A 21,447-nucleotide genomic window follows, 5' to 3' on the forward strand; every position below is an offset into this window, starting at 1 on the left:
ATGAAATTAGTGCGCTTAAATCTGTTTATTTGCTTGATCGGGCTGCTTAGCGCCTGCGCGAGTACCAGCGATTTATCGCGACTAGGCGACAGCACAACTGCCGAAGAGCGGCGTCTGCTCGTCACCTTTACCGACCGCAGCATTGACCGCGCGTTGCCCGCCAACAGCTTGGACGGTTATCGCTTGCGCGGCCATTACGGCAACTCCGGCTGGAGCGAACATATTGCGCAGGAACTGGCCGAGCGTCACCATTTACAGTTCGTCGCCCAGTGGCCGGTGACGACCTTGGGCGTCAGCTGCGTGGTGTATGAGGTACCGGACAGCCTGCCCGTGCAACAGGCAATAACGGAGTTGCAACAGGACAGCGACGTGTCGTCCGTCCAGCAAATGCATAGCTTCCAGGTTTTAGGTAAACAAGTTGCGCCGACTCAAACCTACAGCGACCCGTATCTGCATTTACAAACCGGCTTCAACGCCCTCGGCATAGCCGATTTGCACCGCACCACCACCGGCAGAGGCGTGCGTATTGCCGTGATTGATACCGGCGTAGATACCGAGCACCCGGACTTACGAGGCCGGATCAAGTATTCGGAAAACACCGCACCGGAACCCAGCGATCATAATTTGGCCGACATTCACGGTACGGCGGTAGCCGGCGTATTATCCGCTCATCCCAACAACGGCATAGGCATAGCCGGTATCGCCCCCGAGGCGGAAATCTTGGCATTTCGGGCCTGCTGGCCGGAGAAACCCAATGCCTTGCCGGCACATTGCAACAGCTTTACCCTAGCGTTGGCCTTGAATCAGGCTATCAGAATGAATAGCCATATCATCAATCTGAGCCTGAGCGGCCCCGAAGACCCTTTAGTGCAACAGTTAATCGAGAAAGCGTTGTCCAAAGGCATTATCGTGGTTGCGGCAGTCCCTAGCCAGGACCAAAGCGGTGGTTTCCCGGCCAACATCGCCGGTGTGATAGCCGTTGGTCAGGAAAACAACGGCAACCACCAGCAAATAGCCGCACCTGGTAAAGACATTCTGACCACCGTGCCGCACCAAGCCTACGACTTTATGAACGGCAGTTCCTTCGCCACACCGCATGTGGCCGGCATGGCCGCTTTGCTGTTGCAATTGCATCCGGACTGGAAAGCGGCAGACATCAAACGCCGGCTGGGCAACGACGCCTCGACCGCCAATTTACTGGATTCGAGCACCGCCCTCGCCGTTCCAGAGCGCGCTCACTGATCTTCACAAAAGTCGCCGTCAAGGATTGCCCTTATCCGCCGACTGATTTCGGCCGCGCCGTTAATCGCTATGGCCTGCTGCGGATAAGCCTGATTTATCGTTTCTCTGATCTTGATACTAAGCCGTTCCGGCGGCAGATCGTTGTCGGTTAACGGAAACACAAACCCCTTGCCGGCCAGTTTTTCAATCCGCAGCCCTTGCTCGCTATTGCCGGCGTAAGGATACGCCAACGCCGGCGTGCGGGTGCTGATCACGTCCATCAATGTATTGTCGCCGCCCAGACTGATCGACAACGCCGCAGACTGTAAATTTTCCTGAAAGTTGTGCAAAAACGAGACGACTTGGACATTAGGACTGCTGACCAGCGCTTGCAATTCAGCGATTTCGGTTGCCGAAGCTCGGGAGCTGGTAATCACTAAAAATTGATATTCCGGCAGCAGCGGCGCGGTCCGGATCGCGGCGCGCAACAGCGATTTACCGATTTCGCCGCCGCCTTGGCTGACCACTATCCGGTTTCGTCTTACTGGCCAGCTTGTTGGCGGTGGCGGGCTGACGTAGCCCACGTAAACCAAACGGTCGGCAATTTCGGCGGTCAAGCTAAAGGTTTCCTCGAAGCGGACAATATTCGGATCGCCACGCACGAAAACGGTATGGATATGCTCCCGCACCAGTTTCACCATGCGCCTTTCTGCGTCTAGCGCTGCCGGCACCAAAATTTCCCGCACAAAACAAAAAATCGGAATCGCCCCGCAGCGCTGTCTGACCTTGGCAAATAAACCCAGAATCTCTTGTTTCAAGCGGCGCCGGCCGAACGGGAAAAACTCGACTATTACCGCATCGTAAGGCCAGTTTACAAATTGCTCGATAGCCGCCGCCCGTTCAGCCCAGATACGTTCGATAGGCTCATCGCTGTCCGGTGCGTATAGTTCGTCGCTGGCACTATCGATCAAAATCGTCGGCAAACGCAGATGCCGAAATCCCGGCAATTCCGGCATCTGCTGTAGGCCTTGGCCACCGTGGATCAAGTCCACATCGGCGTAAGCCGACAGCTCGCGGATCACCAACAAGCTGCTGGTCAAATGCCCCAGGCCAACCAGGCTTTGGCAATAAAACAGCATTTTGCGGCGCTTTGCAGGCATGGCAAACAAGCCGCTAAAAGCTGTATTTAAAGGTCAGGTCGAGCTGGAAGGAGTTATTCCCTTCCAACGCGCCGAACGCCGGGCCGGCCATGAAGACCGAACCGGCAAATTGCACCTGCAAATGCTTCCATTCGTCCAATGACAACACCAGATCAAACTCGTCGCCCAGCGTGCCGCTGCGGCCGTTGGGCGTGGCGCGAATTCGCGAATCGCGAATCACCGACGACGGCGTAGCCTGTTCGTAGTGGTGGTAAAGCAAATCGATAGAGCTTTGCTCGGAGATCGGAAAGCCCAGCGCCGCAGTCATGATGTTCAAATTCGATAACTCCGGTCGAAACAGTTCGCCGTAATAACGAAAGCGTTGGCTTCCGGATAATTTTATTTTGTTATTGTGGATGCCTGATTGCCGGTAGCTGTTGTCGGTGCCGTCATCGGGATTGCTGTCGCCGGAGCCGTATGCGTAGCCCAGCGTGACATAGGGTTCGAGGAACAGGTTGCTGTACCAGGTGATGCCGGCGTCCATGCCCCAGGCTGCGACGTGTTTGGGTGTTTGCGCGCCGACGCGGGATACATTGCTGTTGATGTCGGTAAAGGTCTGGGTAGTCTCATCGCCGAACACTAATGCCGAATCCAGCCAATAGCCGATTTTACCGATATGTTCGATTTTGAATTTACCCATGGCTCGGCCGCCAAACCAGGTCAAGTCACCATCGCTGCTGTCTTTACGATTGGCGCGGATCAAGTCGCCGGGGCGTTGATTATCGGAATTGTCGAACTGGCTGAGAAAAAACAAGGATAAATTTTGCTTCGGGTCCCATTGCCAGACCATATCGCCCATTAGCCGTACCACCCGGTCGCTGACCGGATCGATGAAATCCTGATCCGACTGTTTCGAGCCCAGTTCCTTAGCAATCGCCAACTCGGCGAACAGCGTGTCTTCGCCAAAATAAATCCGCGCCGCGTCCAGTTCGTCGTTCCACCACCATTGGCGCTTATCGGCAATGCGTTGCCGGCCCAATTGCAGACTAAACCCCGAATCCAGGAGTTGGTGAATAAACAGCCAGGCCTGGGTCAGTTTGATGCCGGCCTCGTATTGGTCCAGACCGCTTTCTGTGTAGACCTCTGGGTCGTAATACACATCGGACTGCACAAAAAACGATAGCGATTTAGACCACTGGTAAAACAACTCCAGCTTTAAATCTTGGTAAACATTGGCCACGTCGTCATCGCGGCGTGGGTCCAGCCGTCGGTCTTCCACGTAGCGAGGTTCCAGTTCGTAAGCGCCGCCAATGGTCAGCGGATGGCCGAACACATCGACCTTGAACTGGTCAGCCGGCCGTTTATCGCCGGGGTTGATACGTAGCGGCTCTTTTCTGACGGTATCGCCGTTATCCTGGCGGAAGGCGTTGTCTGCGCGTTTTGTGGAAGCCCCTGCTTGTTGGAGACTCGCGTCGGCAAACACAGACAGGCTGAGCAAGGCGCCGCCGGCCAGCAGGGCCGACTTAATTGTTGTTATTTTGAAGGGTTTGGAGCTCATCAGTGGAACGAAAATCAGTGGATGGGTTGATCAGAGGCAAGGCCGAGGGGCGTCAACGGCTTGACCAGGGAATCAAGCGCCAAAGCACCGGTCGCCATATCGACAACGTCTGCGGGACGTAAAAATTCGCGCATCAAGCGGCAGCGCGTATTGGGATGTTCGCGGAATAGCTGCAATACGGCTTGCAGATGCTCAAGGTCGTCACCGTCCATCACGGCGTGGTGCAACATGATGCCCAGTGGTAGCGGGTGCGTCGGATACAACGCCTCTGCGATGGCTTGGCCCAGCGCCATCCAGGGCTGAGCGGATTTGATTCTGATCCCGCACCAATCAATAGCCACCGGAATTTCCCGTAATCTTCCGGTATACAGCGGCGCGGCGCCTAGGTTGCGCGACAGGGCTTGGAAACCCAGTTTGATCAGGCTATCAGCCGTGGTTTGGCTGCAGCGGTTCCAAGGCGGCGTGAAGATGCTGTCCAGCGCCGACCCGAACAGGCACTCAAGCTGGTGTTTGCCAGCCAATAAATCCTTAAATTGCTGCTCTTCGCTACGACTGATGCCGAATTCGCATTTGCGGCCGTGGTTTTCATGGTTTTGATGGCTGCATCCATGTTGATGTACGCCCAACAGAAACGGATTTCGCCGCCAACACCCCAGCAGCGAGTCCGCCAGCGACTGGCTAAGAGCATCGGGAATCACCGCAAGATCGATGGGCGTATGGCAATCCCGAAAGCAGTCCAGCAAGGCATAAAGTCGGTCATCATCCCAACCAGCGTCGTCGTCGCGAAAGAAAATCTGGATGGCTTGTTCTCGGTCATCCAAGGCCATACGCACAGGTCTGAGCCAATCAGCAAGCATGGGCATACTCCTTTGATTGAGCTTCTGGGATAGAGTCGTTTTTGCTGGCCCGCAAGTCCTGAATCAGGCGTACGGTGGTATCGGCCCCAGCCAAATCCAGGCCGGCGGGATTGGGTGAAAAATCCCTTAGTTGCAAAATCCGTTCGGCCAAACGTTGGCCGGTCAATTCGCTAGGATTCAGCATTTCGACTAATCCCAATTCGGCTAACTTTTGCGCCCGCTGAATTTGCTCGTCTTCCTGGCCGCGCACGAACGGCACGACTAAAGCGGGCGTGCGGGATTCGAGAATATCCATCACCGTGTTGTAGCCGCATTGACTCACCGACACACTGTGCGCCTCCAACAAGGGCTGCATCGCCGGTACCGAGCGTACTAATGTCAAACCCTCAACACCTTGGGCCTGTATTACTAAATCCTGCCAGTCCGCGTCCGGTAAAAACGGCCCGGCGACGATGGTCATCGGCAGTTTTTCCTTAGCCCAATTGATGGCATGAGCCTGAATCGCCGCTTGAAACAACGGTGCGCCGACCATGCCGCCACCAGCCGACACCAAAACCCCACGCCTTGGCGGTTTGATTGCGGCCGGCACGTTACCGGGAGCGACAAAACCGGTGTACAGCAGCGGAATTTGCAAGGGATGGCGCGGCTTAAAACTGTCTTCCAATCTGGCAAACCGGGGATCGGCATGCACCAGCAGGCCGTCGAAATAGCGGTCGGTAATCCAGCGGGCGCGTTCGTCATGGCGACTTTGATCTTTACGGGCGTTGACCATGATGTCGCGCAGGCTGCACAGCACCAGTGGCTTCGTTTGCTTGTCTCGACGCGCAGTCTTTAGGAGTGGCAGCAACTCGCCAGCCAGTTTCTTGCGCCCGAACGGGAACAGCTCGATCAACACCACTTTGGGTTTGAGCATTGCGTACTCATCCAAAATTATCTGCTTGCGAGCGGCCAGAGCTTCTTCGACGCTGTAACGTTCATCCTGACTGTACAATTGATGATCCTCGCCCATACCCAGCGGCGGCAGATTCAGCATATCCAAATCGGCAACGGCGGCTTGGTGATCGGGAGCGCGGCCACCATTCAGAAATGTCACCCGAAATTCGCGGCTCAAGGCATTGGCCAAAGTCATGGCTCGGACCCAGTGGCCCATGCCCAGTGAATGCTGGCAATACAGCAGTAAGCGCGGTTTGTAGTGGTTCATGCGGCACGCAACCCGTGTTGGAGTTTATACAGTTCGTGATAATGGCCGCGCATCTGCATCAAGGCTTCGTGGCTGCCTTGCTCGACAATCACGCCTTGCTTCAGCACTAAAATCCGGTCGAAATGGCGGATGGTGTGAAATTGATGAGCGATCATCAGCACGGTTTTGCCGCCGTGCAGCTGATCAATGGCATCGCGGATCAGTGCTTGAGACTGGGCATCCACCGCCGAAGTCGGCTCGTCCAAAATCAGAATCGATGATTGGCGCAACAAGGCCCGCGCCAGACACAAGCGTTGTTTTTGGCCGCCGGACAGATTGCCGCCGCTTTCGCCCAGCACCGTGTCGTAGCCGTCCGGTAGATTGCGGATGAATGCGTCGGCATGCACCATGCGCGCGGCTGCTTCAATCGCTTCAATCGTGGCATCCGGGCTGCCGTAGCCAATGTTTTCGCGAATGCTGGTGCCGAACAGTATCGAATCCTGCAACACCACGCCGATTTCCCGCCGCAACGCCGCCCGCTGGTAACGATCAACTTCGATGCCGTCGATGCGCACAACGCCCTGTTGCGGATCGTAAAGCCGAATCAGCAAGCGGGCGATGGTGGATTTGCCGGCCCCCGAAGCACCGACCAACGCCACCCTTTCGCCCGGCTGAACATGAAACGAAACATCCCGCAGAATGGGTTTGCCGGTCGGATAGCCGAAAGAAACATTGTTAAATTCGATTTCGCCGCGCAAGCCACTAGGCACTATCGCATTCGGCGGGTCCTGTATGTCCGGCTCGGTATCCAGAATTTCACTGATGCGCTCGATGCTGACGCTGGCCTTGGAAAAACGGGTGGACAAGCGGGTGATCTGCCGAATCGGTTGATACATCTGGGCGATATAGGAACTGAACACCAACACGTCGCCGGGCGTCAGCACGCCGTCGAACACTTGCAAGCAACCGAACAGCACCACGATACCGGTGCCGATAGCGCTGATGATTTCGATCATCCGCGTCGCACCGGCTTCGATGCGCGCGGTACGCACGCTTTCGGTCATCGACTGGCTGCTTTCGACATCGAAACGCTCGCGCTCGACATCTTCCATGCCGTAGGTTTGCACCAGCGGCACCGCGTTCAACAGTTCGCTAACCCGCGAAGCCAAGCGGCCTTCATTATGGCGTTGTTTGCGCGCCGAGCGCTTGACCCGGCGATAAATCAGCACGATAGCCAGACACAGCAGTGGAAAACTGGCCAGCACGATCAAGCTAAGTTTCACGCTCAGGCTGAACATAATGGCGAACATGCCCAGTACCGTCAGCACGTGGGTGGTGAAGGTCAAGGCCGAGTCGGCGTAGACGTCCTTCAAGGTGTTGGTATCGCTGGTGAGCTTGTTCAGCAACTCGCCGGACGGCGTACTGCTGTGAAAGGCCAGCGACAGGCGTTGCAAGTGGTCGAACAACTCGCTACGCAAGGTGTAGACCAACAAATAACCAATGCGGGAGGTCAGGAACAATTGGTAGTAGGAGAAAACTCCCTTGAACAAGGCAATCAGCACCATGCTGCCGCAGAGGATCCATAACGCTTGTTCGCTGCCGCCGTGCAACAGCGGTTGCGCGGCGGCCAGATGGGCCGGCAACGGATGATTCAGCAACACATGATCGAAAATCAGCTTCAGCGGCCAGGGCACGATCAGGCTGGTCAGGGTGGAACCGAGTATGCAGACAATGGCCGCGACAATGCTGCCGCGAACCCGGCGCAGATGCGCCCACACGATTTGTCTGAAGCGGCTGTTCGATTGGGTTTGGTCGGTCATGGGTAGTTTTCCGGTGAATTCATTCGGCCAGCGGCCAGGGACGCAAAGCCAGCGCAATAAAATCAGCGACCCGTTGCTGGGCTTCTGATTTTTGTTGGATGAAGCAACGGTAGGCGCGGGTCAGCAACTGGCCGCGCAGATGCCAAACAAAGCGTTGCGGGTCGGTTTGGTTGTGGTTGGCTGAATAAGTCGTAAACAGTTGCTGAACCAGTCGGTCTATTACGGCAACCGGATAGGGATAGTTGTATAAATCCGCCGCGAAATTGGCCAAATCCTGCAACGGGTCGCCCAGCGTCAATTCGTCGTAATCAAACAGCGCCAATCGGCCGTCCGCCAACACCAGTAATTGATCGATGTGAAAATCGCCGTGGATCAAGCCCAGAGTTGCAAACTCCGGGCGAGTTTGGCCCAGTTCGCTTAGCAAAGCAGTCAGTTTCGCTTGCTGCGCGGGATAGGCCACGCTCAATTTGTCGGCTTTCTTACGCCACTCTTGCAAGTGCTGCGGCAAGCTTATGGTGGGCAGCGATGGTGGCGGTGTAAGCCGATGAAATGCGGCAAGAGCAGCGACCAGAACCGGGAGTTTGGCTTCTACCTCGCGCGTAAAATCCATCGCCGCCAACGCTAGGCCCTGCAAGCCGTCCAACCACAGGGTCCGGCAGTTGGCAGCGTAAGCCAGTGCTTGGGGCATGACAAAGTCTGCGACTGAAGACGGTTGCTGTTGCAGCAAACCCAGATTTTGATAAACCGTCCGGCCGCGTTGATCGACATAAGTTTTGCCGTAAACCACCCGCGCAGGTTCAGTTTCGCCGGCGGCGAAGCGGTAACGCGCCGTGCAGCGAATTTCCGGCCGGTAATTGACGATCTCGATAGCCGATATTGGCCGTTGTTCCAACTCGGCAATCTGCCGACTATCCATCAACGCCGCCAGCCAGGGCATCGCCGGATCGTCCGGAAAATGCCAGCCCACCATGCCCAGTTCCGCCAGATGTATCGCCCGTTCGCCGTTGGCTTGCGCTTCGCTGTAGGCCTGCTGGCTGCGCTGACCCAGATAAGCGCGGGCGTACAGTATGCGCTGCTCGGCGGTCATTGCCGCTGGATGCCGGCCGCGTAAATGGTAAACCAGCGATAAAAACGAGCGCTCGCGATTTTCAGCCAGCCGATAGGTTTTGTAACGCGGATGCTGAATCTCGCAGCCGGTCACTTGCCAGTCGCCTGCCCGGCACTCGGGCAAATGCTGTTGCAGCGCGGCGGCCATCAGATCGGCATTCAGCAAGGGGGCAAATTGCGCCAAGGGGTTAGTCATGTGCGCAACCCCGCATAGCGCCGGCCATGCTGTTCGCCGCCTAGGCGTATGGTCATCACTTCCGCGTTGCTGCGTAAATCGATGGCGTACAGATATTTGTTTTTGACGTTGATCTCGGCTACGCCGGCAAAATCGGCGCCCAACAACTGATTCAAGATGATTTCGTTGGTGTTGCGATGGGCGACGATCAACATCGCCTCTCCGCCGCCGGCCAACATGGCTTGCAGAGTGCTCAGCACCCGCGCGCTAAAATCCGCATACGCTTCACAACCGGGTACGCTGAAGCCATATTTATCCTGTTCGCGTGCCGCCCATAAGCGGCTGGCCTCCGGGTCCCGTTCATCAACATGTCGGCCTTCCAGAATACCCAGGCCAATTTCCCGCAGACCATCCAAAGTCCTGATGGGCAAGCCCTGCATGGCCGCGGTGGGTGCGGCAGTTTGTATGGCGCGGGTCAGGCTGCTGCTGTAAATCGTGCTCAAAGTTTCTTGTCTCAGCACGTCCGCTAAGGCTTCAGCTTGCTGCATGCCTTTGGCGGATAGTTTCGCATCAGCCTGACCGGAAATCCGTTGTTGCAGATTCAATTCGCTCTGGCCGTGACGAGCCAAATAAATTCGCCGTGGCTGATTAGATGAATACATCGTCCGCTCCGGCAGCCTGCTCACAACGCACCGCGAACATATCGCTCAGCGCCAGATAATGTTTGAATTGTTTGAGGCGTGTTTCGTCCAGTTGGCGCAAACTGCGGCGCACCACTTCGTGTATCAACGCGGCGGCAACCTGCCAACGTAAATCCGCCAAATTCAGCGTCTGCCGACGGTGACGTTGGTAACTCAATACCAAGCGATTGACCAGTGGATGGATGGATTCAATCGAAGCTGCATCGCGGATGCCGTTTAAATAAATATTGGCGATCAGGCTGGCCAGATCCAGCAGGGGATCGCCGAGGCATACGCAGTCCATATCGATCAAGCCCAAGCGCTGACCGTCATATAAAAAGTTATTTAGTTTCAAGTCGTGGTGCAGCGTCGCCAGCCTAGATGGCGTTTGAAGCGGCGCCTGCGCCAACAAGCTGTTTACCGAGCGGGCAATACGGCCGGCCCATTCCGGGCAAACTTGCTCGGCCAGCGTTGGCGTATCCAACAAACCCTGCACCACATCGCTTTGCGTGTAACATCTTGGCGTATCGATATGGCAGGCGTGCAACTCCGCCACGCACTGTGCCATCTGATCGGCCAGTATCCCATCACGATCCTCCTGCAACTCCGCCCACGTCAAAGCCTGACCAGGCAGATGGGCTTGCCAAAGTGTCAACGTGTCCGCGTCAAAAGCCAACGCCTCGGCACCCCAGTTAAATGGTCCGTTAAGCTGGCGCATGACGGCAAAGGTTTCGCGGCCCGCATCATCGGCATAATTTTTGGCGTACACCAGCCGCGGCTGCGTTGATTCGGCAGGTTGCACGCTGTAACGAATCATGCAGGAACGCTCGGCAAGATAATGCAACACCTCGGATTGCAAGCTTTCTACAGGCATGCCAAGCAGGTCGGCCGCTTGTAGGCGAATCGCCATCGCCGCGTGGTCCAGCAGCGTGGGCAAATGGCGTAGTTTGCGATCATACGGAAACGCCCACACCAGCATGGCCGGATGTTGTAATAGCGTCAGCGCGCCTTTCGCCAAGTCTGGCCGTTTGGCGAGTTCCCGTTCAAACTCGCGGTTAACGTCGGCCGGCGAGCATAGCCGCCCGGTGGCAAAGCGGGTGTGCGGACTATCAGATTGACCTGTCCAGCGATACCCCACCAACAGGCTCTTCCCCGGTTTATAACGTTTTTCGCCGATCTGCCAGCCGTTTCCGGACGCTGGATTACCCGCGCCGTCTAGTAGCCAATCCAGCAAGGGGCCCATCAAAGTCGGATTCAATGCCGCTGGCATCTGCGGAAATTGCGGGTCTTGATTCATGCCGCGCGCTCACAAACCGCTGATGGTGTTGGCGTGGTCGGGCTTGGCCGATAATTCAACGTAACCGGTTTGTCGATGCTGTCCACCAGCGTGCGGCCGGCAATTTTCAGGCTTTCAATGGCGTCGGCTTGTAAGCTGACGATCTCCCCCAGCAGATTGCGGCGCACGAACAACAGCTTCGCCCGGCAGACAATATCCGCAAATCGGTATTCCGTTGTTTCGTTGAGATGGCTAACAAAAAAACAGTCGCGATAAACCGTGTCGGCGGTCTTTAAGGTAATACTCAAAGCCATGGCCTGCATTGGCGTTGCCAGATGCTGCGACTGACTGACCGGCAAGCTGTCGATCCGGATGTCCGGCGCGTCATCCCGATAGGGATACAGCACAGTTTGAAACCAACGGGTACCGTCGCCCTCTTGGCTGAAACACAGCACCGGCGCGGCGTGTTTGACGCCATACTCCGGCGAAAACCAGCCGGATTCTATGCGCATCGCCACCTCGGCACGCGGTGCTTGCGCGACTAACAGGTTAGGCAGGCAAACGCCCTGGCCTTGCCGATTATTCAGGGACTGAATTGGCGCTGACCATGGTGGCGGCAGATGAAAAAATTGTTGGTAGCGATGACTGGTACAGCCGCTTAGCAGGTCGCTGATAATCCAGTACTCGTTTTCGGCATAGAAGATGCTGCGCTGATGATCGACTTCGTAACGCGGGCTGAGGGCGCGGCCATGCACGAAATCAAAGCCTTGATTCGATTCAAAACGGATTACCGCAGCATGGGGTTGCGGGCCGACCGGTTCATGACATTGGTAGGCCATTTGATCCTTGCCGTCGATCATGACGGTGTTGTGGGCGGCGGTGCCTTTAAACGCATGCCGCCAGTTGACGTCGTCGCTTGGGTGTTCGTGATAGGTATAACGGCCCGGATCGACGATCAAGGAGCGGCCGAAAGCGGCCATTTCAAAACTTAACAAGTCGTAATGGCCGTGGCTGCCAAAGCCCAAATCGCCGCAGTCGAAAAACAGATAACGGCCGTCGGCATAAGGCCGTTCGGCCCAGTCGCTGCGCAGAATGCAATAACCGCTGTCGGCAAACAGCCGCGAGCGTTGCGTCGGCGGCTGGCCTTGCTTGCCTTGGCTGAGCACATAGCGCAGCGCGTCGCTGGGGTAATAGCGTTCGGCTTTACCCAGTAGCGATAGATAACTGTTGACGTCGCCGTCGTTGATGGCCGGCAGCCAGCCGTCGGGTTTGTGGGCGTAAATCGAAAATTCCAGGGCTTTTTCAATGACGGCATCGAATGGCTCGGGCAAGTTCACGCCGTTTAAATCCGCCAGTTCGCGGACCCGTAAAAAGTTCTTCAATACGGTGTGGTGATAGTCGGTGGACAGCTCTTTTTGCACGCCGTCGGCCAGGAAATCCTGGCGTAGATTGGCCAGCAGTTCGCTCTGGGCAAAGGTCAGTAACTCGGCCGAAGCGCTAAGCTCCGGGAATAAAATCGCAACCGTGAAAATCGCTGACAGCTCGATGGTGCGGTGATTACCTTCTGGGGTTAGGTTACGGCTAAGAAATAGCGCCTGCGACTGTATCGAATGTAAAAACGCCAGCAGAAATTCGGCGTTTATCGCTTGGCAGTCCCGGCCCGGCACGAAGTAGTGGTAAGCCAACAGCCATTGCTGCAAGCGGCGGCCAGTCACCTGGCTGTTCACGAACCCGTCCGGCACTTGCTTTATCCAGGAACCGACCAATGCCACCCAATTGTCGGCATAACCTTCGTCGCCGCTATAGTCGTAGGCCAAGGCCAGATCGCGGGCGTAATAAAACTTGTGCAGCAGAATCAGCCATTCCAGATCGGCGCTGGGGTTGTGCAACCAGTCAAATCCGTTGCCTAAACGGTGAGTCTCGTTATTCAGAGTAAATTCATTGTCGAGTATCGGCGCCGCGCTGGCGACATGTTTGGCTTTTCCGGGTTTGAGCGGAAAGTAGTTGTCCACTGCGCGCTGGCGAAAATGCGCTAACAACTCGGCGGGTGAGCAAGTATCGAACGGCGGCAGCAATAACGCAGCTTTATCGGCGCCTGGGTTGCCTGACAGGATTGAACTATCCATCGCGCGAAATTCGGGTTTCATCATTTATTCCCTTGCCGCCGCAGCCGATTCGGTATGCCACGCCATCACCCGGCCCAGACTATCCTGACGGCGGAATACGAACGCGCTATTGGTATTTAGATCAGCAAACGTATAACTGCCGCCTTTGCGGTGCGCCAGAAATAGAGTGTCGAGATAGTCCCCGTGCGCCTGTTGGCTGTGAATCCGCAGGGCACTGGCTATGGTATTGCCCACCGATTGACCGTGTTGGCTGACCGGCAGCTGTGCAAGCGTCAGCCGAGGAGGCGTCGATTGATAAGGAAACAGCACCGTCAAAAAGCAATAGTCGGCGGCATGCGCGGCAAACTTGACGACCGGCGCCGGGTATTTGACACCGTAGCTGGGCGAGACAAAGCCGGGCTCCAGCGTTAATTGGGTATCCGGTTGCGGGAGTTGCAGCATGAGCAGATTCGGCGAATCGACGCGCAAGCCGGCGGCATCGACTCGGGTGGTCGTACGTTGCAGAGCTAGCGCATCCAGATGAAACCGCAGTTCGTAGTCGTGGTTTTGCTTCGCGCGCAGCAAATCACAGATCAGCCAGTATTCGCCGGCGATGAACAGGATTTTGCGCTCGTGAATCACCGGATATTCATGGCTGGCGGCGATGCCGTGCAGATAGTCAAATCCCGGCCGGTGCAGCGCGCATTTAAATTCGCGCGCCGGTTCCGGGCCTTGAATCTTGTATTTGCGAATGTGCGGCGCATAAAGCGTCTGATTTTTGCCGTCCACCTGCACGGTGTTGTGGTAGCCCGTGCCGCGAAACACTACCCGCCAGTTGGTGTCGCCGGATTCGTCGTAGGTATAACGGCCCGGATCGACAATCAACGAGCGACCGTAAGCGGCCATTTCGATATTCAGTAAATCCAGATGGCCGTGGTTGCCGGCCCCGAGCGGCGCGCAATCGAAAAACAAGTAGCGTTCGTCTTGATATGCTCCGCCTTGATCACCCCAGCCACTGCGCAAGATGCTGTAGCCGCTAGCGGTAAAGGTTTTTGAACGTTCCGCCGGTACTTGGCCTTGTTGGCCGGACGTGGCAACGTAAAGCATCGCCTCATCGTGATACAGCGCATGGCCTTGGCGCAGCAAATCTAGGAAATTGGCGCTATCGCCGTCGCTGATGGCCGGGATAAAACCGTCGGGTTTATGCGCATGCAGGCAAAAGGTCAGGGCTTTTTTGATGGCTGCGTCCATGTCCACCGGCAGCGCGATGTGGTTCAGCATGGCCAGCCTGCGAATGCCCAGAAAATTACGCAGCACGATGTGGTGATAATCGGTCGATAACTCGCAATGCACGCCGTCGGCCAGCAAGTCGGTTTGCAGATTGCAATGCAGTTCGGCAATCGAAAATTTCAACCATTCATCGGCGCCGCGCAATTCCGGAAACACCACCGCCACCAGAAAAATCGCGTAAAGCTCTAGCGTGCGATGATTGCGAGCTGGGGTCAGGTTGTCGCACAGATAAGCCACTTGTTGTTGCAGCGAGGCGAGAAAGTCCAGATGAAACTCGGGATCAATAGCCGGTTGGGTGTCCGTCGAGACGACATAACGGTAGGCAAAAATCCAGTTTTGCACGCGGCGGCCGGTGACATCGCTGGAGAGAAAATCGATGGGTACGGTATCGATCCAACGTTGGGTCAGCGTTTGCCATTTATCGCGGTAGCGCCGATCACCGGTCTCTGCAAAGCGCCGGCCCAAGCCGACCGCGTAATAAAACTTGTGCAACAAAATCAGCCATTCGATGTCGGCGCTGGGGTTGCTCAGCCAGTCGAAGTCATCATCCAGCTGATAAGGTTCGTGATTGAAATCAAAGCGATTGCGCAATACGCCATCCAGTTTTTCCGGGGTATTTTGCTCTTCGTCGATCACCGAAAAGTAGCGGACATGCCGGCGGCTATGGAAATAAGTCAGCAAGTCAACCGGCGTCATATCGCAATACGGCGCCGCCAGCGCCTGCAGACGCGGGTCGGTATTAAGAATGTTCAGCACAGTAGACATGCGCTTCCACCATTTCACCGGCCAGGCAGGCGTCGAACAAGTTTTTCAAAGCCACCGTGGTGTGCCGGGAGTTGAAATCCCGGCAGACGGTTTGCCGCGCGGCTTGGCCCAGGCGCTGGCGCAGAGCCTGATCTTTTAACAAGCGTTCGATGGCATCGGCCATGGCTGCGGCATTTTTCTCCGGCACCAGCAGGCCGTTGACTTGGTCTTGAATCAGTTCCGGGATGCCGGAAATGTCGGTGGAGATGACTGGCATTTCCATCGCCATGGCTTCGACCAAGACATTCGGAATGCCGTCGCGGTCGCCGTTGTCCACCACCAGACACGGCAGCGCAAACACGTCGCCTTGCTGATAAATACCGCGCAGTTCTTCCTGCGTTACCGCGCCGGGCAGGCTGACCAGATCTTGTAAATCCAGGTCGGCGATCAGTTGTTTGATCACTTGCGCGTATTTATCGGCGCCGCCGACGATGCGGCAATTAAATTTGATACCACGGTCGCGCAATATCGCGCAGGCTCTGACCAGGTAATCGAAGCCTTTTTTTTCGACCAGCCGCCCAACTGACAGAATGGTTGGAACAGCGTCAGCGGCCGATTGCTCGCGCGGCTCCGGCACAAACAAATCGGTGTCCAGGCCGTGATAAATCCGGTGCACGGCAATCTCGCTGCCTTTGCAGGCGTCCAGATGTTGCTGATTGGCGCCGGTGCAGGTCACGGCAAATTTGGCGCGGCGCATTTTGATTTGCAATAAATCGCCGGGATTCAATTCCTTTAGGTAAATGTCCTTGGCATGGGCGGTAAAGCTGAACGGCAGGCCACTGATCCGGCTGGCGAACATCGACACCGTCGTGGCGCCGTGGCAGAAATGCGCGTGTAGATGGCGAATGGTCGGATTCTGCAACACTGCTTCGGAGATAGTGCCGGCTTGCAGAAATTCCTTGATGAATACCGTGCGCGGAAAGTCCAGCCAGCTTTCGCGGTATTTGATCGACATGCTGAAACACTCCAGCAAAGCGCCGAGATAGGCGATTGGCCGCTTTCGGAACAACCGGCCGTGGCTGGCCGTGAATTTCGGCAGGTTTTCGCTCAGCCACACCCAAAAGCTGCGGCCGGTCAAATCGTCGGCTTGCGGCAGATAAGTTACCGGCGCTTTGATCTGGTCAACCACGGCATGGTGCTTTTGGCCCTCGAGTTGCTTGATCGAAAAGATCGACAGTTTCAGGCCTAAGGTTTCCAATAAATGGATTTCATTGGTGATAAAGGTTTCCGAGGTGCGCGGAAAGCCTTTGAGGATGTAAGCGACTTGCGCTTGGTTGTCGTGGTTTTGCATGGTGTAATCCATAAGGGGCCGTTCGGCCTTGCACGCGCCGAGTGATGTATTCGGCAAATTGAGTTAGTCGGCGCTGGCGCTGCGAGTCGAAGCCCTGATCGTTGCCGGCAGGTTTGCCGGGCAGTCGTAAAGCAGGTCGCTGATCGACTGGCTGATGCGCGGCAAGCCGCCCATGTCGATTTGATACATCCGGCTGTGGTGGACGTTGGTGCGGCGCAATTCCTCGCGGACGGTATCCATCAGCAATTTGGGCGTCAGATTGTTGGGGTGAATGGCGCGCACCAAACCTTGCAGGGCCAGGCGTTCCGCGCGTATCCACTGTTCCTGTGAAGGTTTGACGCGCGGCACCAAAATCGCCCGTTTACGCAGCGTCAACAGTTCGCAGGTGGTGTTGTAACCGCCCATGCTGACCACCAAATCGGCGGCTTCCATGCAGGCCATCATGTCGGTGTTAAACTCCTGAATCACCACGTTACGGCAACTTCGCGCCAAAATTTCAAGCTGGTGGCGGCGGCTTTCCGACATTTCCGGACCGCAAATCATCAGGGTCATGGTGTTGTCGCCCATATCTTGCCGATTCAAGCCTTCCAGATAACTGTGCAGCAATTGGTAACCGTCTTCACCGCCACCCGCGGTCACCAGCACCAGTCGTTCCTGGGTGCAGCCGATTTGCTGCCTAATTTCGCCGGCGCGTTTGTCGCTGCGTTCGCGGGCGATGTAGCCGCAGAAATCGACTTTTTCGTGGCTGGCGTCGGGAAATTCGTATTCCTTGCGCATGTCGTAAATCTCAGGCGAACCGACCACCAGCACCTTGTCGTAATGGGATTGAATGGCGTCGTGATAGCCGTTTTTTTTCCAGACCGGTATCGTGCTTTCCGGACTGTCGAGGATGTCACGCAACAGCAAAACTAGCTTGGCACGGTGCCCGCGGCGTTGCATTAGATTGAGAGCCGCGCCCAATTCGTCGCTGACGCCGTAGGGCTTTTTGTCGACCAGAATCAAATCAGGATCGAAATCCAGCACCGCGCTGAGGATGATATTGCTGCGCAGTGTGAGCAATTGTGCGTATTCCATGTCCAGAAACTTCACCGAATAATCGCCTTTCACGCTCCGCGACAAGCAAGGCAATTTGATGTAATCGATGCGGTCAGGAATCCGGAAGGCATGCAGCATCGGCGAGCCGGACAAGATCAGTACCGAGACATTCGGGTCGGCATCCACCAAGGATTTAGAAATAGCCAACATCCGCCGGATATTGCCCAGACCGAAGGTATCGTGAGAATACACAATGATTCTTTTGGATTGCTTGCTAAGCGTCATGGCCCGGATTCCTTTTGCTGCATCGTCACTATGCGGGCGCCATTAGTTTCCAGTGAGGACAATCTGACGCCCGGTTCAATTTCGGTAACCAGACAAAACCGCGGTTACGTGCAGCGTTTATTCCTGGGTAAACCAGCAAGGTTCATTCAAATCGGCATTTTCATCAAACTTTAATGTGGCGATGTTACTCAGCCTGTCCACAGGCGCATGAACCGGGTTCTTGGACGGCAAACTTTAAACAAGGCGGGAATAGATTGAGAAGTCCGAAATCCGGGGTTATGAAGCGCATTGGGAATGTTGCGCCAACGGTTTTGGCGATACGCGAGTCGGCATCGCCCTGCTCTACTTTGCCTTCGAACAGCGCAGCGGAATTAAGAGGTTTTTAAGCAAAAAGGCGAACAATCCGCTGCGACTGAAACAATCCCACAAAGGAGGATATATGTTCAGGCTTACAACGATATTGTTAATCGGCGCGTTATGGTCCGGAACCGCTTTGGCGCATGGAGATGATTGGGGACGTGGCCACCATAGGCGGCATAATCACCATCACGGGCATGCTTACCGGCCATATTTTAGGATGCATGGCCCGGCAAGATTGGGCTATTACCCTCCCCCGCCGCCGCGCTACTTCGCACGGCCGCCGCTGGATTATTACGGCTATCCGCCGCGGCCGATGCCCCGATATGATTACCGGGAGCGCTGGTGATTGGAGGCTTGCCGGGAGTCAAACGATTGATTGCTTTGACTCAGGATTAGAGATAACAGCCATTTGCATTTGGGGTTGGTTGGCACTTCCAAGCATCTGGCTTCAATCGGCCACAAGCGGTCATTCCCACGAAACCGGATAATTTTTGGTTTCGCTCCAAAGCCGCCATTCGAGTTTTGGGCCATCACGCGTCGATTTGCTCTGAAATTTCCAAAGCATCATCCACTTCGATACCCAGGTATCTAACGGTACTCTCAAGTTTGCTATGCCCGAGCAGTAATTGCACCGCTCGAAGGTTTTTAGTTTTTCGGTAGATCAGTGTTGCTTTGGTTCGGCGCATGCTGTGAGTTCCGTACCCCGCTGGATCAAGCCCGATTGATTTGACCCATTTTTCGACAATGCGCCCGTATTGTCTAGTCGATAGATGCTGCGAGCCGTGTAATCGGCTGGTGAACAGATAGTGGTCTGATTTCAAGTTTGCGATTTTAATCCAATCCTGCAAAGCCGTGCGAGTATGTTCAGTGATTTCAAATTGTACTGGGCGATGCGTTTTTTGTTGCATGACGATTGCTCTCGCCTGCACACGAGAACCTTGAAAAACATCGCTAACCTTTAATTTAACCAAGTCGCATCCTCTCAATTTACTATCAATCGCTAAATTGAATAGCGCTAACCCTCTTTGATCGCCAGCCAATTGCAATCTAATCCGGATTTCCCAGATCTCTTTCAATTTCAAGGGGTGCTTTTGGCCAACCAATTTTCCTTTGTTCCAAGGAATTGAAATGGACTTTCTATCGCCAGTTTGCATAGTGACGGCTACTGTTCGATCGTCACAAACGACAATTTGCCCACTCCGAACCGCTGCGCACTGGCCATCACCTTAGCCACGGATTCGAACACCGCCGCTTTGTCGGCTTGTAATTGCACGCTTATGTCAGGGTCGCGCTCTTGCAGGGTTTTCAGTTCGGCTTCCAGGCTGGTTAATGGCACGGCCTTGTCATCCAGCAGGGCTTCACCGCTGGCAGTGACGGCCAGAATGGCGACGTGTTTGTCCGGGGTTGGCTCAGTCTGCTCGGTTTTGGGTAATTTAACCTTCACCACTTGCGTCAGTAGCGGTGCGGTGACGATAAACACCACCAGCAGCACCAACATCACATCCACTAACGGCGTGACGTTGATCTCGCTCATTTCGCCGCCTTCATCTTCGCTGGGAAATTGCATGGCCATGTTAGATCTCCTGTGGTTGATGGCTGGGTTGGCTCAAATCGTTTTCGATACAGCTGCGCAGAAAGTCGGTAGCGATATGCTCCAGGCTGGCTAGGACTTGGCGGTTTTGGCGCAGAAAGAAGTTGTAGGCAATCACCGCAGGGATGGCAACGGCAATGCCCAAGGCGGTGGCAATCAATGCTTCGCCAATCGGGCCGGCCACCACTTCCAGGCTGGCCGTGCCTTGCGCACCGATGTCTTTCAGGGCGTGCATGATGCCCCAGACGGTGCCGAACAAGCCTATGAACGGTGAAGTGCTGCCGATGCTGGCCAACCAGCCCAAGCCTGAGTCCAGCAAGGCTTTTTCTTTCTGGATTTGTTGACGCAGAGCGCGTTCGATCAATTCGTGCCACGCTGCGTGTTGGGTTTGCCGGTCATGCGGCAGGCTTTGGGCTCGGGCGTAGGTTTGACGACCGACGGTCAATACTCGTCCGGCTTGAACCGCCAAGGGGTTTTCCGGGTGGTTGTCGATGGCATCCAAGGTTTCCAGGGACACAGCACCACTTAAACGTTGCAACAGCTTATGGTTACGGTAACGGTGCCAAGCGATTTCACCGGCCTTAAGCAAAATCACGCTCCAGGTGACCAGTGAAAAGCAGCCCAGCATACACAGGGTGCCGTCGACGATAGCGGTTTCGGAAAAGCTATAAATGTGGTCCATAAAGTTCTCGTTATTGTTTTATTTTTTAAAATCTTGGCTTGGCCAAACATCCGTGCGGCACCTGGATCATCCTTAATCCAGGTCTATCAACGTCCGTGTTGTCCGACCCCGATAGTCGGGGGGCTGCAACCCTCTTGGGGGAGGTTTATCATTCCAAAAGTATTTCGTTAAGATTTAGGCTGACGGAATAGCCTCTTAATCCAGCTCAAACACAATCGGTACCGTTGCCCAACTGGCTTCAGCACTATCGCCGCGCTTGGCCGGTACAAAGCGCCATTGCTTCACTGCGTCCAACGCGGATTCATCCAGCTTATCGTGACCACTGGAACGCTGAATGTTGACTTGCAGGGCTTTGCCATCCGCTCCGACATACACCCGCAGCAATACCGTGCCTTGCCAATGCCTTTGCCGTGCCGTCAGCGGATACTCGGGCTTGGGGTTGTTCAAATACGCGGCATTGCTGTCTGCGGGCACATAGGTATCATTACGCGGCGCGGCCAAGGTATTGTGATTGAGGGTTTGTGGCGCAGCCGCAGCGGGCATCGCTGGTGCAACCGGTTCCTGCTCCACGTTTTTGCGCTCTTCAACCTGCTTGACCAGACGTTCCGACGGTTTGGGCTTAGGCTTGGGTTTAACCTTGGGCTTTTCCTGCTTGGGTGGCACGACCGGTTTCTGTGGTTGGGGCGGCGCAATCGGTTGATTGACCACCGGCGACGGCGGTGCCGACAACTCCATCGCAATCATCGGCAACGGTGCCGCCGCGGTAAACGGCAATGGCGCAGGTCGCGTGACATACCAGAACAACAAACCGACGTGTAGTAACGCGGCGACCAGCACGGCTGAGGTCACGGCCAAGGAACGCCGATAGCGATTACTGGGAATCGGGGCCGACACCAAAAACGGATAAGGGTCCGGTAAGCCCTGCGCCGTTTGGATAAACGAATGCTGGGTAACCGACAGACCCGCCGTTTGCGTGATCGAATGCCACATA

Annotated in this window: 17 protein-coding genes; 1 reads left to right on the plus strand and 16 read right to left on the minus strand. The window is 55.6% G+C overall.

Going from position 1 to position 21,447, the window contains the following annotated elements; translation table 11 throughout:
* A complete protein-coding gene (locus QLH52_RS10765) occupies nt 1–1,242 on the plus strand; it encodes a S8 family peptidase (protein WP_033158025.1) in 1,242 nt (413 codons plus the stop codon).
* Here the strand turns inward: QLH52_RS10765 and QLH52_RS10770 are convergent.
* The 16 genes from QLH52_RS10770 to QLH52_RS10845 all read right to left on the minus strand — a co-directional run bounded on the left by QLH52_RS10770 (nt 1,236) and on the right by QLH52_RS10845 (nt 21,446).
* On the minus strand, nt 1,236–2,381 hold the full coding sequence (locus tag QLH52_RS10770) for a glycosyltransferase family protein (RefSeq protein ID WP_033158026.1): 1,146 nt from the start codon (nt 2,379–2,381) through the stop codon (nt 1,236–1,238). The two genes, QLH52_RS10765 and QLH52_RS10770, sit on opposite strands and share 7 nt — an antisense overlap.
* 13 nt (nt 2,382–2,394) lie before the next feature.
* The gene (locus tag QLH52_RS10775) at nt 2,395–3,918 is read right to left on the minus strand and encodes an alginate export family protein (protein WP_033158027.1); all 1,524 of its coding nucleotides are present in this window, start codon (nt 3,916–3,918) and stop codon (nt 2,395–2,397) included.
* 14 nt (nt 3,919–3,932) lie between these two features.
* Complete coding sequence (locus tag QLH52_RS10780; RefSeq protein WP_051670226.1) at nt 3,933–4,775, minus strand: polysaccharide deacetylase family protein; 843 nt, start codon at nt 4,773–4,775, stop codon at nt 3,933–3,935.
* Entirely contained in the window at nt 4,765–5,976 is a 1,212-nt protein-coding gene (locus tag QLH52_RS10785; RefSeq protein ID WP_033158028.1) for a glycosyltransferase family protein, read from the minus strand. Before QLH52_RS10785 ends, QLH52_RS10780 begins: the two co-directional genes overlap by 11 nt.
* On the minus strand, nt 5,973–7,775 hold the full coding sequence (locus tag QLH52_RS10790) for an ABC transporter ATP-binding protein (RefSeq protein WP_051670228.1): 1,803 nt from the start codon (nt 7,773–7,775) through the stop codon (nt 5,973–5,975). The genes QLH52_RS10785 and QLH52_RS10790 overlap by 4 nt, the downstream gene beginning before the upstream one ends.
* Before the next feature lie 19 nt (nt 7,776–7,794).
* The gene (locus tag QLH52_RS10795) at nt 7,795–9,078 is read right to left on the minus strand and encodes an aminoglycoside phosphotransferase family protein (RefSeq protein ID WP_033158029.1); all 1,284 of its coding nucleotides are present in this window, start codon (nt 9,076–9,078) and stop codon (nt 7,795–7,797) included.
* Nucleotides 9,075–9,719, minus strand: coding sequence for a histidine phosphatase family protein (locus QLH52_RS10800; protein ID WP_051670229.1), 645 nt, complete (start codon nt 9,717–9,719; stop codon nt 9,075–9,077). The genes QLH52_RS10795 and QLH52_RS10800 overlap by 4 nt, the downstream gene beginning before the upstream one ends.
* Nucleotides 9,706–11,034 (minus strand): phosphotransferase family protein, encoded by a 1,329-nt coding sequence (locus QLH52_RS10805; RefSeq protein ID WP_033158030.1) that lies wholly within the window; start codon nt 11,032–11,034, stop codon nt 9,706–9,708. The genes QLH52_RS10800 and QLH52_RS10805 overlap by 14 nt, the downstream gene beginning before the upstream one ends.
* Nucleotides 11,031–13,163 carry an alginate lyase family protein gene (locus QLH52_RS10810; RefSeq protein ID WP_033158031.1) on the minus strand — a complete coding sequence of 711 codons (2,133 nt, stop codon included), beginning with the start codon at nt 13,161–13,163 and terminating at the stop codon, nt 11,031–11,033. Before QLH52_RS10810 ends, QLH52_RS10805 begins: the two co-directional genes overlap by 4 nt.
* Nucleotides 13,164–15,173, minus strand: coding sequence for an alginate lyase family protein (locus QLH52_RS10815; protein ID WP_319961538.1), 2,010 nt, complete (start codon nt 15,171–15,173; stop codon nt 13,164–13,166).
* Nucleotides 15,148–16,503, minus strand: a complete 1,356-nt coding sequence (locus QLH52_RS10820) for a glycosyltransferase (RefSeq protein WP_319961539.1) — start codon at nt 16,501–16,503, stop codon at nt 15,148–15,150. Before QLH52_RS10820 ends, QLH52_RS10815 begins: the two co-directional genes overlap by 26 nt.
* 63 nt (nt 16,504–16,566) lie before the next feature.
* Entirely contained in the window at nt 16,567–17,823 is a 1,257-nt protein-coding gene (locus QLH52_RS10825) for a glycosyltransferase family protein (RefSeq protein WP_319961540.1), read from the minus strand.
* A gap of 890 nt (nt 17,824–18,713) precedes the next feature.
* Nucleotides 18,714–19,337, minus strand: coding sequence for a tyrosine-type recombinase/integrase (locus QLH52_RS10830; protein ID WP_319961541.1), 624 nt, complete (start codon nt 19,335–19,337; stop codon nt 18,714–18,716).
* A gap of 8 nt (nt 19,338–19,345) precedes the next feature.
* Entirely contained in the window at nt 19,346–19,756 is a 411-nt protein-coding gene (locus QLH52_RS10835) for an ExbD/TolR family protein (RefSeq protein WP_319961542.1), read from the minus strand.
* Between the two features lies 1 nt (nt 19,757).
* Entirely contained in the window at nt 19,758–20,456 is a 699-nt protein-coding gene (locus QLH52_RS10840) for a MotA/TolQ/ExbB proton channel family protein (RefSeq protein ID WP_319961543.1), read from the minus strand.
* Between the two features lie 195 nt (nt 20,457–20,651).
* Nucleotides 20,652–21,446 carry an energy transducer TonB gene (locus QLH52_RS10845; RefSeq protein ID WP_319961544.1) on the minus strand — a complete coding sequence of 265 codons (795 nt, stop codon included), beginning with the start codon at nt 21,444–21,446 and terminating at the stop codon, nt 20,652–20,654.
* Nucleotide 21,447 lies beyond the last annotated feature (1 nt).

This window comes from Methylomonas defluvii (assembly GCF_033949435.1).
GTDB lineage: Bacteria > Pseudomonadota > Gammaproteobacteria > Methylococcales > Methylomonadaceae > Methylomonas > Methylomonas defluvii.

Bases quoted from the DNA above. Each gene is read 5' to 3' on its own strand.
- QLH52_RS10765 (WP_033158025.1), top strand. From the start codon at position 1: ATGAAATTAGTGCGCTTAAATCTGTTTATTTGCTTGATCGGGCTGCTT.
- QLH52_RS10770 (WP_033158026.1), bottom strand. From the start codon at position 2,381: ATGCCTGCAAAGCGCCGCAAAATGCTGTTTTATTGCCAAAGCCTGGTT.
- QLH52_RS10775 (WP_033158027.1), bottom strand. From the start codon at position 3,918: ATGAGCTCCAAACCCTTCAAAATAACAACAATTAAGTCGGCCCTGCTG.
- QLH52_RS10780 (WP_051670226.1), bottom strand. From the start codon at position 4,775: ATGCTTGCTGATTGGCTCAGACCTGTGCGTATGGCCTTGGATGACCGA.
- QLH52_RS10785 (WP_033158028.1), bottom strand. From the start codon at position 5,976: ATGAACCACTACAAACCGCGCTTACTGCTGTATTGCCAGCATTCACTG.
- QLH52_RS10790 (WP_051670228.1), bottom strand. From the start codon at position 7,775: ATGACCGACCAAACCCAATCGAACAGCCGCTTCAGACAAATCGTGTGG.
- QLH52_RS10795 (WP_033158029.1), bottom strand. From the start codon at position 9,078: ATGACTAACCCCTTGGCGCAATTTGCCCCCTTGCTGAATGCCGATCTG.
- QLH52_RS10800 (WP_051670229.1), bottom strand. From the start codon at position 9,719: ATGTATTCATCTAATCAGCCACGGCGAATTTATTTGGCTCGTCACGGC.
- QLH52_RS10805 (WP_033158030.1), bottom strand. From the start codon at position 11,034: ATGAATCAAGACCCGCAATTTCCGCAGATGCCAGCGGCATTGAATCCG.
- QLH52_RS10810 (WP_033158031.1), bottom strand. From the start codon at position 13,163: ATGATGAAACCCGAATTTCGCGCGATGGATAGTTCAATCCTGTCAGGC.
- QLH52_RS10815 (WP_319961538.1), bottom strand. From the start codon at position 15,173: ATGTCTACTGTGCTGAACATTCTTAATACCGACCCGCGTCTGCAGGCG.
- QLH52_RS10820 (WP_319961539.1), bottom strand. From the start codon at position 16,503: ATGCAAAACCACGACAACCAAGCGCAAGTCGCTTACATCCTCAAAGGC.
- QLH52_RS10825 (WP_319961540.1), bottom strand. From the start codon at position 17,823: ATGACGCTTAGCAAGCAATCCAAAAGAATCATTGTGTATTCTCACGAT.
- QLH52_RS10830 (WP_319961541.1), bottom strand. From the start codon at position 19,337: ATGCAAACTGGCGATAGAAAGTCCATTTCAATTCCTTGGAACAAAGGA.
- QLH52_RS10835 (WP_319961542.1), bottom strand. From the start codon at position 19,756: ATGGCCATGCAATTTCCCAGCGAAGATGAAGGCGGCGAAATGAGCGAG.
- QLH52_RS10840 (WP_319961543.1), bottom strand. From the start codon at position 20,456: ATGGACCACATTTATAGCTTTTCCGAAACCGCTATCGTCGACGGCACC.
- QLH52_RS10845 (WP_319961544.1), bottom strand. From the start codon at position 21,446: ATGTGGCATTCGATCACGCAAACGGCGGGTCTGTCGGTTACCCAGCAT.